This window comes from Micromonospora sp. NPDC005686, from assembly GCF_042871665.1.
Lineage (GTDB): Bacteria > Actinomycetota > Actinomycetes > Mycobacteriales > Micromonosporaceae > Micromonospora.
Genome location: NZ_JBIAIY010000005.1, coordinates 310,992 through 325,878, shown reverse-complemented (window position 1 = coordinate 325,878; position 14,887 = coordinate 310,992). Strand labels below are relative to the sequence as shown.

Sequence of the window (14,887 nt, the reverse complement as noted above, 5' to 3'; positions counted from 1 at the left end):
CTCCCGTGACGACTGACGATCGCGCCTACGCGGGGTGGCGCGACCCCAGCCACCCGTCGCCACGCCTCGGGAGACCGTACGTGACTTCGCAGGAGATCCCGCTGCACGGCGGGAACGTGAGCACCGTGGTCCGTGTGGGAGACACGGTCCGGCGCAACGCCGGCCCGTGGACGCCCTCCGTGCACGCGCTGCTGCGCCACCTGGAGTACGTCGGCTTCACCGGCGCTCCCCGGGCGCTCGGCATGGACGAGCGCAACCGGGAGGTCCTGTCGTACCTGGAGGGGGAGTGCGGGGAGTACCCGCTGGCCCCGCACTGGGTCACCGACGAGGCCCTGGTCACGGTGGCCACCATGCTGCGGATGTTCCACGACGCGCAGTACGGCTTCACCCCGCCGCCCGGGGCGGTCTGGCGCTCCTTCGGGCCGCCCCCGCCGGACACCGAGGTCATCTGTCACCACGACGCCGCGCCGCACAACGTGATCTGGCGGCCGGACGGCACGCTGGGTCTGATCGACTTCGACCTCGCCTCGCCCGGCGCCCGCATCTACGACGTGGCGTACGCGGCCTGGACCTGGGTGCCCATCTTCTCGGACCGCGACTCGATCACGCTCGGCTGGAAGCACCCGGACCGGCCGCGCCGGCTGCGGCTGTTCGCCGACGCGTACGGGCTGATCCCGCGTGACCGGCACCGGCTCATCCGGACCATCCGCAAGCGCATCGTCGACCACGTCGAGGGCATCCGGCGGATGGCCGCGGCCGGTGAGCCGGCGTTCGTCCGGATCGTCCACAAGGGCCACCTGCGTCGCCCTATGCGCGACCTGCGGCTGCTCGACTACGAGCGGCACCAGTTGGAGGCCGCGCTCCGCTGAGCAAGATCGGCGTTCTTCACACGCCGGAAACAACCCGTCACGTGTCGGAAATCGCGCGGTGTCGCTGAAGGAAACAGCCGGCGACAAAGCTTCCGCGCAACCGGCTGACGGGCGATGCTGCCAGGTCTTCAGCCGGAGGGAGGAATACGACAACGAGAGGAGGCAGCGTGGAGATCGACACCGGGAACACTGCCTGGTTGCTTGTCTCGACTGCCCTCGTGCTGCTCATGACCCCCGGTCTCGCGCTGTTCTACGGCGGACTGAACCGGTCCAAGGGCGTTCTGAACATGATGATGATGAGCTTCTCGTCCATCGGGCTCGTCAGCATCCTGTGGCTTTTCTACGGCTTCACCGTCGCCTTCGGCGAGGGCGGCAAGTTCTGGGGTGACCTGGGCCAGTACCTGGGCACCAAGACCTTCGTCGGCGAGAACGACCTGTGGGGCGAGACGGGCATCCCGATCTACGTCTTCATCGCCTTCCAGATGATGTTCGCGGTCATCACCGTGGCGCTGATCAGCGGTGCGCTCTCCGACCGGGTGAAGTTCGCCGGCTGGCTGCTGTTCGCGTTCGGCTGGGCCACCCTGGTCTACTTCCCGGTCGCCCACATGGTCTGGGGCGGCGGGCTGATCGGCGGCGACATCGGCGCGATCGACTTCGCCGGTGGTACCGCTGTGCACATCAACGCCGGCGCCGCGGCGCTCGCGCTGGTGCTCGTGCTCGGCAAGCGGGTCGGCTGGCCGCGCGAGAGCATGAAGCCGCACAACGTCCCGATGGTCGCCCTCGGCGCCGCGCTGCTGTGGTTCGGCTGGTTCGGCTTCAACGCCGGCTCCGAGCTGACCGCCGACGGGGTCACCGCGCTGGCGTTCATCAACACCCAGGTCGCCACCGCCGCGGCGCTGCTCGGCTGGATCGTGGTCGAGTGGGTGCGCGACGGCAAGCCGACCCTGGTCGGCGCCTCGTCCGGCGCCATCGCCGGTCTGGTCGCCATCACCCCGGCCTGTGCGTTCATCACCCCGGCCGCAGCGGTGCTGCTGGGCGTGGTGGCCGGTGCGGTCTGCGCCCTCGCGGTCGGCCTGAAGTACCGGCTCGGCTACGACGACTCCCTCGACGTGGTCGGCGTGCACTTCGTCGGCGGCTGGATCGGCTGCCTCTGGATCGGCCTGTTCGGCACCGCCTCGGTGAGCTCGCTGGTGGAGACCGACGGCCTGTTCGTCGGCGGCGACGCCACGCTGCTCGGCAAGCAGGCGCTCAGCGCGCTGATCGTCAGCGTCTACTCCTTCGTGGTCGCCTTCGTCCTGGGCTTCGTGATCGACAAGACGATCGGCCTCCGGGTCTCCGCCGAGGCCGAGGTCGACGGCATCGACATCGCCGAGCACGCGGAGAGCGGCTACGACCTGTCGCCCACCACGGGCAGCAGCGGTGGCGCGTTCGCGATGGCGGGGATCGGCGCCGGCAAGCCGGCCACGGAGCCCGCCGTCGAGACCGACGAGTCCGCGCCGGTAAGCGAGAAGGTCGCCGGTTAACGTTCCTGGGATGGAGGGGTTGGACATGAAGCTGGTGACCGCGGTCATCAAGCCGTACCAGCTGGACGCGGTGAAGGAGGCCCTGCACGCCCTCGGCGTGGCCGGGCTGACGGTCAGCGAGGTCCAGGGCTACGGCCGGCAGAAGGGGCACACCGAGGTCTACCGGGGTGCCGAGTACACGGTCGAGTTCCTGCCCAAGATCCGGGTCGAGGTGCTCACCGACGAGATGGACGTCGACAAGATCGTGGACGCGATCGTCGGCGCCGCCCGGACCGGCAAGATCGGCGACGGCAAGGTCTGGGTGACCGGCGTCGAGGAGGTCGTCCGGGTGCGTACCGGCGAGCGCGGGCTCGACGCCCTCTGATCGCCGGATCCGCCGACATGACCTCGTTGACCACCGCCACCGGCCCCTCCGGGGGTCCGGCGGTGGTCAACGAGGTCGTCGGCGTTCCCGCGGGCATCGGCGCGGCGGCCCGGACCGCGCGGGCCGCCGCGCTCGACGCCTGGCTGCGCCGGGCCTTCCCGGACCGCGACGGGGTCGCGCTCGTCGCGGTGGGCGGGCTGGGCCGCCGCCAGTGCGCCCCCTACGGCGACCTCGACCTGGTGCTGCTGCACGCCGGGGTGCCCGGCATCGACGAGCTGGCCGCGTCCCTGTGGTACCCGATCTGGGACGCCGGGCTGCGGCTGGACCACTCGGTGCGTACCGTCGCCGAGGCGCTGTCGGTGGCCCAGGACGACGTCAAGGTCGCCCTCGGACTGCTCGACGCCCGGCACGTGGCCGGCGACCCGGCGCTCACCGACCAGCTCGCCCGCACCGCCACGGACCACTGGCGGCGGACCGCGATCCGTCAGCTCCCCGGCCTGCGCGAGATCACCACCGCCCGCTGGGAGGCGCACGGCGAACTGGCGTTCCTGCTCGAAGGCGATCTCAAGGAGGCGGCCGGCGGGCTGCGCGACGTGGGCATCCTGCGCGCCATCGCCACCGCCGGGGTCACCGACGCGCTCCGCCCGGCCGTGTACGCGGCACACCGGCGGCTGCTGGACACCCGCGACGCGCTGCACCAGCAGGTGGGCCGCCGGGGCGACCGCGTGGTCGCGCAGGAACGCGACGGCGTGGCGCGGCTCCTCGGCGCCGAGGACGGCGACGCGCTGCTCCGGCTGGTGGCCGGCGACGCCCGCACCGTGAGTCACGCCCTCGACGACGCCTGGCGGGCCGCCGACCGGCTCCGCTCCGGCCGGCACCGCGCCGCGCCCGGCCGTCCGCTGCGCCGCCCGGTCGCCCGGGACGTGGTGGAGCAGGACGGGGAACTGGTGCTCGCCCGCACCGCGATCGGGGCCCGCCCCGACCCGAGCCTGTCGCTGCGCGTGGCCGCCGCTGCCGCCACCACCCGGCTGCCGATCGCGCGCGCCACCTGCGAGTGGCTGGCCGCGTACTGCCCGCCGCTGCCCGCGCCCTGGCCGCCGGCGGCCCGCGACGCGCTGATCACCCTGCTCGGCGCCGGTCCCGGCCTGGTGCCCGCCTGGGAGACCTGCGACAGGTACGGGCTGATCGACCGCTGGCTGCCCGAGTGGACCCGGATGCGCAGCCTGCCCCAGCACAACCCGGTGCACCGGTTCACGCTCGACCGGCACCTGGTGCAGACCGCGTACGAGGCGAGCCGGCACACCCGCGACGTGGAACGACCCGACCTGCTGCTGCTCGGCGCGTTCCTGCACGACATCGGCAAGGGGCTGGAGGGAGACCACTCGACGGTGGGCGCGCCGCTGGCCGAGGCGGTCGCCACCCGGATCGGCCTGCCGCCGGACGAGGCGGAGCTGATCGGCACGCTGGTCCGGTTGCACCTGCTGCTGCCCGACGTGGCGACCCGGCGCGACCTGTCCGACCCGAAGACCGTCGCGGGTGTGGCCGAGCGCGTCGGTGACACCGGCACGCTGGAACTGTTGCACGCCCTGGTCCGCGCCGACGCCGCCGCCACCGGCCCGGCCGCCTGGTCCGGCTGGAAGGGCCGGCTGATCGCCGAGCTGGTGAGCCGGGTGCGGACCACGCTGGACACCGGCGTGGTGCCCGCCCCGCCGGCCCCGGACCCGGCGCTCGTGGCCGGGCCACTGCCTGTCGTACACCTGGGGGAGGACCGGGTGTCGGTGGCCGCCGCCGACCGGCGCGGGCTTCTCGCGACGGTGGCCGGGTGCCTGGCGCTGCACCGCCTGGAGGTGATCTCCGCGGACGCCGCCACAGTCGACGGCCGCGCCCTGGTCGAGTGCCGGGTGCAGCCGCGTTACGGGCTGGCCCCGGACCCGATCGCGCTCAGCGCCGACCTGCGCCGCGCGGTCGGCGGCGACGTCTCGGTCATCCAGCGGCTGCGCGGCCGGGCGCTGGCCGCGCGCAGCCAGGGCGCCGCACCCCGTGTGGTCTGGCACCGGGAGGCGGCCACCGACGCGGTGCTGCTGGAGCTGCGGGCCGCCGACGCGGCCGGGCTGCTGTACCGGGTGACCTGTGCGCTGGACGAGGCGGGCGCCCAGGTGCGGGCGGCCCGGATCTCGACGCTGGGCGGCGACGTGGTGGACGCGTTCTACCTGGTCGGCGGCGGGCCCTCGGACGAGGAACGGGCCCGGATCGAGGCCGCCGTGCTGGGCGCCGTGTAGGGAAGGGCCCTTCTCGACGCCTCCGGTGGAGCAGGGGCCACTGTTGACAGAGCTACGTCCGCTGACGTACGCCGGGAGCCGCCGACGGGCCGACGCGCCGCCCGGTCGTCGGCGCGACGCTCGACGGCATGAACCTGCCAGTGCAGACCCAAGGGCTCAGCAAACGGTACGGCGGCCTGACCGCCGTACGCGATCTCGACCTGACCGTCCGGGCCGGCGAGGTGTACGGCTTCCTCGGCCCCAACGGCGCCGGCAAGACCACGACGCTGCGCATGCTGCTCGGCCTGGTCCGGCCCAGCGCGGGGACGGTGCGGCTGCTCGGCCGCACCCCCGGCGCCGGTCGGCTCACCGGCGTCGGCGCGCTGATCGAGGGGCCGGCCTTCTACCCGTACCTGTCGGGCCGGGACAACCTGCGTGTGCTGGCCCGCTACGCCGGGGTCGGCGCGGACCGGATCGCGACGGTCCTCGACCTGGTCGACCTGACCGGCCGCGCGGGTGACCGGTACACCGGCTACTCGTTGGGCATGAAGCAGCGGCTCGGGGTGGCCGCCGCGCTGCTGAAGGACCCGCGCCTGCTGATCCTGGACGAGCCGACGAACGGCCTCGACCCGGCGGGCATGGCCGACATGCGGACCCTGATCCGGCGGCTCGGCGCGGCAGGCTGCACGGTCCTGGTCTCCAGTCATCTGCTCGGCGAGGTCGAGCAGATCTGCGACCGGATCGGCGTGATCGCCGGCGGCCGGATGGTGGCCGAGGGCAGCGTCGCCGAGCTGTGCGGCTCGGCCGGCCTGCGGGTGCTCGCGGACCCGCTCGACCAGGCGGTGACCCGGGCCCGGGAGCTGGTCGGCGCCGACCGGGTCCGCGTCGTCAACGGCGGGCTGGACCTGTCGGTGGAGCCGGACCGGGCGGCCTGGCTGAACGCCGAGCTGGTCGGCGCCGGGCTGGCGGTACGCGAGCTGCGGCACCGGGACCGGGATCTGGAACAGGTCTTCTTCGAGCTGGTGGAGAGGGGTACGGCCGATGTCGCGTAGCTTCTCCGCCGAACTGGTCAAGCTGGTCCGGCGCCCGGCCACCTGGCTGCTGCTGGGCATCACGCTGGCACTGTCGTTGATCTTCACCTACGTCTTCCCGTACGCCGGGGTGGCCGGCGGCACGGACGGCCCGAACACGGACCGGGCCCTGCCCGCCATGCTCCCCGACCACCTGGTCGGCAACTCGCTGGGCGGCCTGCCGGTGTTCCTCGGCGCGATCCTGCTGATCCTCGGCGTGCTCACGGTCGGGGGCGAGTACGCCTGGGGGACCTGGAAGACGGTGCTCACCCAGGGACCCACCCGGCTCCAGGTGTACGCGGGCAAGCTGCTCGTCCTCGCGGTCGCCGCGCTCGCCGTGGTGCTGGCGGTGTTCGCGGTCGGCGCGGTGGCGTCGGTGCTCGTCGCATCCGCCGAGGCGCAGCCGGTGCGCTGGCCGTCGGCCGGCGACCTGCTCACCGGCGTCGGCGCGGGGTGGCTCATCGCCACGATGTGGGCCATGCTCGGTGCCGTGCTCGCGGTCGCGTTGCGCGCGGTGGCGCTGCCGGTCGGGTTGGGGCTGGTGTGGATGCTCGCCGTGCAGAACCTGCTCGCCGCGATCGCCGCCCCGCTGGTCGACTGGGTGGCGACCGCACAGGAAGGGCTGCCCGGCCCGAACGCCGGGTCGCTGGCCGCCGCGCTCGGTGCGCCCGGGGACACGCCCGGTGTCGCCGCAGTCGTCGGAGGCGGACGGGCGGCCCTGGTGGTGGCCGTGTACCTGGTGGTCTTCGCGTCGGCCGGCGCGGCGCTGCTGCGCCGGCGGGACATCGGCTGAGCCGGGACGGGGAGGGGACATGGACCGGGAACGGCGGTGGCCCGACGCCTTGCTCACCGTGGCCCTGCTGGCGATCGGTCTGGCCGGCACCGCGCCGGCCGGCGTGAACCAGGGGGTGGACGCGGGCCCCGGCGCCTACCCGCTGGTGGTGGTCGCCGCGCTCGCGGTGGCGGTGCGCCGGCGCCGGCCGCTGGTCACGCTCGCCGTGGTCACCGTGGCGACCACGGCGTACCTGGTGCTCGGCTACCCGTACGGCCCGATCCTGCTCTCGTTCTTCGTCGCGGTCTACACGGTGGCCGCGTACCGGCCGGTGCGCGACGCGTCGGTGGCCGGCGCGGGCGCGTTGGCGGCGCTGCTGGCCTACGTCCTGTTCGGCGCGCGCTCGCCCGGCCTGGTCGGGCTGATGCCGGTGGCCGCGTGGGTGGTGGTGCCGTTCGCGGCCGGGGTCACCGCGCGGCTGAGCCGGGAGACCGCCGCCCGGAACCGGACCGACGAGGCCCGCCGGCTGGCCGACGCGGAGCGGCTGCGGGTGGCCCGCGAGGTGCACGACGTGGTGGGCCACGGGCTCGCCGCGATCCACCTCCAGGCCGAGATCGCCCTGCACCTGCTGGACCGCAGGCCCGAACAGGCCGAGGCGGCGCTCACCGCGATCAGCCGGACCAGCAAGGAGGCACTGGACGAGCTGCGGGTCACGCTGATCGTGGTCCGGCGCGAGGAGGTCGCCGACGAACGCGCGCCGGCGCCGGGGCTGGACCAGCTCCCGCACCTGCGCGAGCGGCTGGCCGGCGCCGGGGTCCCGGTCACCGTCGAGGTGACCGGCGCGCCGCTCGCCCTGCCGGTGGCGGTGGACCTGGCCGCGTACCGGGTGGTGCAGGAGGCGCTGACGAACGTCCTGCGGCACGCCGGCCCGGCCACCGCCGCGGTCCGCGTCGGGTACGCCCCGGGCGAGGTGACGGTGGAGGTGACGGACACCGGCCGGGGCCGGGAGGCCGCGCTGGAGCCGTCCGGCGGGTCCGGTCTCGCCGGGATGGGCCAGCGGGTCACCGCGCTCGGCGGTACGTTCAGCGCCGGGCCGGCCGCGCCCGGTGGCTTCCGGGTGCACGCCACGCTGCCGCTGCGGGAGGCCGCATGATCCGCGTACTGCTCGCCGACGACCAGGACCTGGTCCGGATCGGCCTGCGCGCCCTGGTGGACAGTGAGGACGACCTGTCGGTGGTCGGTGAGGCCGCCGACGGGCTCGCCGCGGTGGAGACGGCCCGCCGGGAACGCCCCGACGTGGTGCTCATGGACGTGCGGATGCCCGGCGTCGACGGCATCGAGGCCACCCGCCGGATCGTCGGCGACCCGGCGCTGGCCGGCACCCGGGTGGTGGTGCTGACCACGTTCGAGCTGGACGAGTACGTCTTCGACGCGCTCCGGCACGGCGCCAGCGGCTTCCTCACCAAGGACACCCGTCCGGCCGACCTGCTGCGGGCGATCCGCCTGGTCGCCGAGGGGGAGGCGCTGCTGTCCCCGTCGGTGACCCGCCGGGTGGTCCGGGAGTTCGCCACCCGGCCGGCCCGGGTGCCGCGCCCGCATCCCCGGCTCGGGTCGCTCACCGACCGGGAACGCGAGGTGGTGGCGCTGGTGGGCGAGGGCCTGAGCAACGCCGAGATCGCCGGGCGGCTGGTGGTCAGCCCGGCGACGGCGCGTACCCACGTGAGCCGGGCCATGGTCAAGCTCGGCGCGCGGGACCGGGCCCAGCTGGTGGTCTTCGCGTACCAGTCGGGCCTGGTGGTGTCCTGACCCCGGCCGGGCCCGCCCTCGGACGGAGCGGGCGCGTGGGCGGCCGGGCCGGAGCGGGGGTGCGGGCGGCGGGCTACCCTATCGGTGGGCTGGACCACCGGCCCGGCAGCATGTGCCCGCCGAAAACGACAAACGGGATGTTCGCGTGTTTGACACCTTGAGTGACCGCCTGTCCGGGATCTTCACCAAGCTCCGCGGCAAGGGCCGGCTCACCGACGCCGACATCGACGCCACCGCGCGCGAGATCCGGATGGCGTTGCTGGAGGCCGACGTCGCCCTGCCGGTGGTCAAGGGCTTCATCTCGAACGTCAAGGAGCGGGCGCGCGGGGCCGAGGTCTCCCAGGCGCTCAACCCGGCGCAGCAGATCGTCAAGATCGTCAACGAGGAGCTGATCAACGTCCTCGGCGGCGAGGGGCGGCGGCTCCAGTTCGCCAAGAACCCGCCGACGGTGATCATGCTGGCCGGCCTCCAGGGCTCCGGCAAGACGACGCTCGCCGGCAAGCTGGCCCGCTGGCTCAAGAGCCAGGGCCACCAGCCGCTGCTCGTCGCCGCCGACCTCCAGCGTCCCAACGCCGTCGGGCAGCTCCAGGTGCTCGGTGGCCGGGCCGGCGTCGAGGTGTACGCCCCGGCGCCCGGCAACGGCGTCGGCGACCCGGTGCAGGTGGCCCGCGACTCGATCGAGCACGCCCGCCGCGCCGCCCGGGACATCGTCATCGTCGACACCGCCGGCCGGCTCGGTATCGACACCGAGATGATGCAGCAGGCCGCGAACATCCGCGACGCGGTCCAGCCCGACGAGGTCATCTTCGTCATCGACGCGATGGTCGGTCAGGACGCGGTGCGTACCGCCGAGGCGTTCCGTGACGGCGTCGGCATCACCGGCGTGGTGCTGTCCAAGCTCGACGGCGACGCCCGCGGTGGCGCCGCGCTGTCCGTCCGCGAGGTGACCGGCCAGCCGATCCTGTTCGCCTCCACCGGCGAGAAGCTGGAGGACTTCGACGTCTTCCACCCGGACCGGATGGCCAGCCGGATCCTCGGCATGGGCGACGTCCTCACTCTGATCGAGCAGGCCGAGGCGGCCTTCGACTCCGATCAGAAGGAGAAGATGACCGCCAAGCTGATGGGCGGGGAGACCTTCACGCTGGAGGACTTCCTCGATCAGCTCATCGCGGTCCGGCGGATGGGCCCGATCGCCAACGTGCTGGCCATGATGCCGGGCATGGGGCAGATGAAGGACCAGCTCGCCGAGCTGGACGACAAGCACTTCGACCGGGTCACCGCGATCATCCGGTCGATGACCCCGGCCGAGCGCACCAACCCGAAGATCATCAACGGCTCCCGCCGGGCCCGCATCGCGAACGGCTCCGGCGTCACCGTCATGGACGTCAACCAGCTGCTCAACCGCTTCACCGACGCGCAGAAGATGATGAAGCAGATGGGCGGCATGATGGGCCTGCCCGGCGGTGGCCGGCGCAAGGCGACCAAGTCGCCGAAGAACAAGCGCAAGGGCACCAAGGGTGGCGGGCGGCCGCGTACCGGTGCCGGGATGCCGGGCGGCTTCCCGGGCGGGATGCCGCAGCTCCCGCCGGGCCTGGACCCGGGTGACCTGGCCGGTGGGCAGGGCCTGCCGCCGGGCTTCAAGCTCCCGAAGATCGACTTCAACAAGCTCGGCAAGGGCGGCGACAAGGGTCCCCGCTAGCGTGTCGGTGACGGCGGGCGACATCGCTGTCTCTTAGGGTGATGTCGCCCCCTAAAAGGAGATGTCAATGACCGCGGCCCCGATCCTGCCGGAGCGGCACGAGTGGACGGTCGACGACTTGGGCGAACTGCCCAAGGACCTTCCGTACGAACTGATCAACGGAAGGTTGATCGTGCCGTCGCCCACTCTGCTGCACCAGGACATGTGTGTCCGTCTCCTGCTCGCGTTGGAGGTCAACTGCCCGAAGGAGTACCAGGTCGGGATCGACCTGTCGATGCGGGTCGACCACCGGAACGAGCCCCGGCCGGACGTCGTCGCGGTCGTGCGGGGTAACGCCAACCGGAGCCCGCTGCCGGTCGAGGACGCGGTGCTCGCCGTCGAGGTCATCTCGCCGACCTCCACCTTCCGCGACATGTACGACAAGGCCAGGGTCTACGCGTACGCGGGCGTCCGCTCCTACTGGGTGCTCGACCCCATCAAGGAGAAGATCACGCTGACCGAGTACGTGCTCGGCGCCAATCTCGAGTACAAGCAGGTCGGTCAGACAGACGATGTGTTCGTCACCGAGCGGCCCTGGAAGGTCTCGGTCGACCTTCCGGCGCTGACCGCGCGCCGCAACGACCTGCTCGCCGGCGAGGAGGACTGATCGGGTAGGACTGTGCACATGGCTCTGCACGTGCGCGGTGTGTTCCTTCCCGACGACGAGGTCCGGGACGTCTGGCTGGTCGGCGACCGGGTGACATTCGAACCGGTGCCCGGCGCCGAGACGGTGGCCGACGGCGGCTTCGTGCTGCCCGGCCTGACCGACGCGCACTGCCACATCGGCATCGCCCGCGGCGGCAGCCCGATCACCTCGCTCGACCAGGCCCGGGAACTGGCCCGGATCGACCGGGACGCGGGCGTGCTGGCCATCCGCGACGCCGGCTCGCCGTACCCGTACCCCGAACTGGAGGACGAGGCGGACCTGCCGCGACTGGCGCGCGCGGGCCGGCACGTCGCCCCGCCGAAGCGCTACCTGCGCGACATCGGCGTGGAGGTCGGCGCCGCCGAGGTGGCCGCGACAGTCGCCGCGCAGGCCGCGGCCGGCAACGGCTGGGTCAAGCTGGTCGGCGACTGGATCGACAGGGGAGTGGGCGACCTGGCGCCGGCCTGGGACGCCGACACCATGACCGCGGCGGTCGCCGCCGCGCACGCTGCCGGGGTACGCGCGGCGGTGCACACGTTCTCCGAGTCGGCGGTGGAGATCATGGTGCGGGCCGGGGTGGACTCGGTGGAGCACGGCACCGGGCTGAGCCTCGACCTGATCGACCTGATGGCCCGGCAGGGCACCGCGCTGGTCCCCACGATGATCAACATCAGGACCTTCGGCCACATCGCGGAGCAGGCACGGGCGAAGTTCCCCGGGTACGCCGACCACATGCTCGCGCTGCGCGACCGCTTCCCCGAGGTGGTGCGGGCCGCGCACGAGGCCGGTGTGCCGATCTACGTGGGCACCGACGCGGGCGGCGGCATCGACCACGGTCTGGCGGCCGAGGAGATGCTGCTGCTGCACGAGCAGGCCGGGATGTCCGCGCCGGACGTGCTCGCTGCCGCGTCCTGGCGGGCCCGGGAGTGGCTCGGCTTCCCCGGGCTGGTCGAGGGCGGCCTCGCCGACCTGGTGGTCTACCCCGAGGACCCGCGCCGCGACCTGCGGGTGGTCCGGACGCCGAGCCGGATCGTGCTGCGCGGCCGAATCGTCCGCTGACCGGCCGCCGGCCTAGCGCTTCGCCGCCGCCATCAGGAACAGGCGTACCGCCACGTCGGCCAGCCGGTCGGCGGTCTCGTCGACCGGCCCCCCGGGCAGCACGATGTGGCTCACCACCAGGCGTACGACGCTGTCCGCGGCGAACGCCAGAGCTGCCGGGTCGGCGTCCGGCAGGCGTGCGCCGGTCCACTTCAGCAGCGCCGCCGCGGCCTCGGCGAGCACCAGCTCGGACCGGGTGGTCAGGTACGGCAGCAGCTCATCCGAACCGCCCCGGGTGCTGGTCAGCACGGCTCGGACCAGCGGGTTCTCGGCTGCCGAGGCGAGGGTGCGGTGGATCGCCGCGTACGCGGCCGCGCGCACGTCGTAGTCGTGCTCGGCGAGTGCGGACCGGACCTGGCCGACGAAACGGTCCACCTCGTGCCGGGCCAGCGCCTCGCCCAGCCCGGCCTTGGTGCCGAACTCGTTGTAGACCGTCTGCCGGCTGACCCCGGCGGCGCGAGCCACCATGCCCATCCGGACGCGGTCCCAGCCGTAGGCGACGGTCTGCCCCCGAGCGGCCTCCACGATCGCGTCCCGCGTCTCACCCATAGCCGTCGAAGTCTACGGGTGCGCCGCCCGAAACGGCGCGGCCCGGCTCCCCCGCGCATCCGCGCCCCGCACGGCGCATAGGATGTGCGGTCATGGCACGCGTGCTCACTCCCCGTGCGGAGGACTTTCCCCGCTGGTACCAGGACCTGATCGCCAAGGCGAAGCTGGCCGACAACGGCCCGGTCCGGGGGACCATGGTGATCCGACCGGCCGGCTACGCCATCTGGGAGCGGATGCAGGCCGAGATGGACGCCCGGATCAAGGCGGCCGGCGCGGAGAACGCCTACTTCCCGCTGTTCATCCCGGAGAGCTACCTCAAGCGGGAGGCCGAGCACGTCGAGGGCTTCTCGCCGGAGCTGGCGGTGGTGACGCACGGTGGCGGCAAGCAGCTCGCCGAGCCGGTGGTGGTCCGCCCCACGAGCGAGACGGTCATCGGCGAGTTCATGGCCAAGTGGATCGACTCGTACCGCGACCTGCCGCTGCTGCTCAACCAGTGGGCCAACGTGGTCCGGTGGGAGCTGCGCCCGCGGATCTTCCTGCGCACCAGCGAGTTCCTCTGGCAGGAGGGGCACACCGCGCACGCCACCCGGGACGACGCCCGCGCCTACGCCCGGCGGATCCTGCACGAGGCGTACGAGGACCTGATGGTCAACGTGCTCGGCATCCCGGTGGTGGTCGGCCTGAAGACCGCCCGGGAGCGCTTCGCCGGCGCGACCGCCACGTACACGTGCGAGGGCATGATGGGCGACGGCAAGGCGCTCCAGCTGGGCACCAGCCACGAGCTGGGGCAGAACTTCGCCAAGGCGTTCGACATCAGCTACTCCTCGGCCGAGGGCGGCCGGGAGCACGCGTGGACCACCTCCTGGGGCACGTCGACCCGGATGCTCGGCGGCCTGATCATGTGCCACGGCGACGACAACGGGCTGCGGGTGCCGCCGAAGCTGGCGCCGGTGCAGGCGTACGTGATGATCGTCAAGGACGGCGAGGGCCCTGGCGGCCCTGCCGAGGCGGCACAAAAGCTCTGTGACGCGCTGCGCGACGCCGGGGTGCGGGTGGCGCTGGACGACCGGACCGACACCGCGTTCGGCCGCCGTGCCGTCGACGCCGAGCTGCGCGGCTACCCGGTCCGCGTCGAGGTCGGCCCGCGTGACCTGGCCGCCGGCAACGCGGTGGTGGTCCGGCGTACGGACGGCTCGAAGGCCCCGACGCCGGTGGCCGACGTGGTCGGCGCGGTCCTGGCCGCGCTGGAGGCCGACCAGCGGGCGCTGCACGACCAGGCGCTGGAGTTCCGCCGGTCCCGCACCGTCGAGGTGTCGACGCTTGCCGAGGCGATCGAGGCGTCCGCCACCGGCTGGGCGCGGGTGCCGTGGTCGGCGGTCGGCGTCGAGGGCGAGGCCGAGGCGAACGGCCAGGGCGTGACGGTCCGCTGCCTGGTGCGCGCCGACGGCTCGGTGCCGGACTCGGAGGACGAGCCCGACCTGGTGGCGATCCTCGCCCGCGCCTACTGAGGTGCGGCCCGGCGATCCTTCCGGCCGGTTCGAGCCGGGGCGGCTGATCATGCACCGGAACGTGCGGCACGGCCGGATCGGCTGGGTCCGGTCGGCCCGGGTGGTCTCCGACGACGAGCGTGGGCTGCTGCTCTGGGTGGCGCGGGACACGCCCGTCGCGCACGAGGTGACAGCCGCCGGCCTGGGCATGCGGGCCGTGCCGTTCACCGAGTGGGCGACGTCGTCCTACCGGCTCGCTCGGGGGCGGTGGAACGGCCCGCCGGTGCTGGAGTTCCTGCCGGCGGGCGCCGCCCACTCCGTCTGGTGGTTCCGCGACGCGGCGGGCCGATTCCAGAACTGGTACGTCAACCTGGAGGAGCCCGGCGTCCGCTGGGACGACGGCACGGTGGCCGGCGTCGACATGATCGACCAGGACCTCGACGTGGTGGTCCGTCCGGACCTGAGCTGGGAGTGGAAGGACGAGGACGAGTTCGCCGAGCGGCTGGCCCTCCCGGAGCACTACTGGGTGACCGACGAGAAGGCGGTACGCGCCGAGGGCGAGCGGGTGATCCGGATCGCCGAGGCGGGGGAGTTCCCGTTCGACGGCACCTGGTGCGACTTCACCCCACCTCCGGAATGGGACGTACCGGACGAATTTCCGCCCGGGTGGGACCGCCCGCCGGTGCGCTGAACCGGTGTCCTCCGTC

General features: G+C 73.3%; 14 protein-coding genes. 13 read left to right on the top strand and 1 reads right to left on the bottom strand.

Features of this window, described 5'->3' with window-relative positions:
• Window positions 1–5: 5 nt before the first annotated feature.
• The 11 genes from ACFYON_RS14740 to ACFYON_RS14690 all read left to right on the top strand — a co-directional run bounded on the left by ACFYON_RS14740 (window position 6) and on the right by ACFYON_RS14690 (window position 12,105).
• Window positions 6–869, top strand: coding sequence for an aminoglycoside phosphotransferase family protein (locus tag ACFYON_RS14740; protein ID WP_269701506.1), 864 nt, complete (start codon window positions 6–8; stop codon window positions 867–869).
• 167 nt (window positions 870–1,036) lie between these two features.
• Window positions 1,037–2,392: an ammonium transporter gene (locus tag ACFYON_RS14735; RefSeq protein ID WP_354865802.1), complete on the top strand. Its 1,356-nt coding sequence runs from the start codon at window positions 1,037–1,039 to the stop codon at window positions 2,390–2,392.
• 25 nt (window positions 2,393–2,417) lie between these two features.
• Window positions 2,418–2,756, top strand: a complete 339-nt coding sequence (locus ACFYON_RS14730; RefSeq protein ID WP_013284578.1) for a P-II family nitrogen regulator — start codon at window positions 2,418–2,420, stop codon at window positions 2,754–2,756.
• Window positions 2,757–2,773: 17 nt separating this feature from the next.
• Window positions 2,774–5,035, top strand: a complete 2,262-nt coding sequence (locus ACFYON_RS14725; RefSeq protein WP_387320807.1) for a [protein-PII] uridylyltransferase — start codon at window positions 2,774–2,776, stop codon at window positions 5,033–5,035.
• 128 nt (window positions 5,036–5,163) lie between these two features.
• On the top strand, window positions 5,164–6,066 hold the full coding sequence (locus ACFYON_RS14720) for an ABC transporter ATP-binding protein (RefSeq protein ID WP_377638568.1): 903 nt from the start codon (window positions 5,164–5,166) through the stop codon (window positions 6,064–6,066).
• The gene (locus tag ACFYON_RS14715) at window positions 6,056–6,877 is read left to right on the top strand and encodes an ABC transporter permease (protein WP_354865796.1); all 822 of its coding nucleotides are present in this window, start codon (window positions 6,056–6,058) and stop codon (window positions 6,875–6,877) included. Before ACFYON_RS14720 ends, ACFYON_RS14715 begins: the two co-directional genes overlap by 11 nt.
• A gap of 19 nt (window positions 6,878–6,896) precedes the next feature.
• Entirely contained in the window at window positions 6,897–8,009 is a 1,113-nt protein-coding gene (locus ACFYON_RS14710) for a sensor histidine kinase (protein WP_354865794.1), read from the top strand.
• A complete protein-coding gene (locus tag ACFYON_RS14705; protein ID WP_354865793.1) occupies window positions 8,006–8,662 on the top strand; it encodes a response regulator transcription factor in 657 nt (218 codons plus the stop codon). The genes ACFYON_RS14710 and ACFYON_RS14705 overlap by 4 nt, the downstream gene beginning before the upstream one ends.
• A 145-nt stretch (window positions 8,663–8,807) precedes the next feature.
• Window positions 8,808–10,361: a signal recognition particle protein gene (ffh, locus tag ACFYON_RS14700; RefSeq protein WP_354865792.1), complete on the top strand. Its 1,554-nt coding sequence runs from the start codon at window positions 8,808–8,810 to the stop codon at window positions 10,359–10,361.
• 67 nt (window positions 10,362–10,428) lie between these two features.
• A complete protein-coding gene (locus ACFYON_RS14695) occupies window positions 10,429–11,007 on the top strand; it encodes a Uma2 family endonuclease (RefSeq protein WP_354865790.1) in 579 nt (192 codons plus the stop codon).
• Between the two features lie 18 nt (window positions 11,008–11,025).
• Window positions 11,026–12,105, top strand: a complete 1,080-nt coding sequence (locus ACFYON_RS14690) for an amidohydrolase family protein (RefSeq protein ID WP_354865788.1) — start codon at window positions 11,026–11,028, stop codon at window positions 12,103–12,105.
• 12 nt (window positions 12,106–12,117) lie between these two features.
• Here the strand turns inward: ACFYON_RS14690 and ACFYON_RS14685 are convergent, their stop codons facing one another.
• On the bottom strand, window positions 12,118–12,693 hold the full coding sequence (locus ACFYON_RS14685) for a TetR family transcriptional regulator (protein WP_354865786.1): 576 nt from the start codon (window positions 12,691–12,693) through the stop codon (window positions 12,118–12,120).
• Window positions 12,694–12,785: 92 nt separating this feature from the next.
• Here ACFYON_RS14685 and proS point away from each other — a divergent pair, with 92 nt between their 5' ends.
• Both proS and ACFYON_RS14675 read left to right on the top strand, forming a co-directional pair.
• Complete coding sequence (gene proS, locus ACFYON_RS14680) at window positions 12,786–14,201, top strand: proline--tRNA ligase (protein WP_354865784.1); 1,416 nt, start codon at window positions 12,786–12,788, stop codon at window positions 14,199–14,201.
• A gap of 49 nt (window positions 14,202–14,250) precedes the next feature.
• Window positions 14,251–14,871 carry a DUF402 domain-containing protein gene (locus ACFYON_RS14675; RefSeq protein ID WP_354865782.1) on the top strand — a complete coding sequence of 207 codons (621 nt, stop codon included), beginning with the start codon at window positions 14,251–14,253 and terminating at the stop codon, window positions 14,869–14,871.
• The last annotated feature ends 16 nt before the right edge of the window (window positions 14,872–14,887 follow it).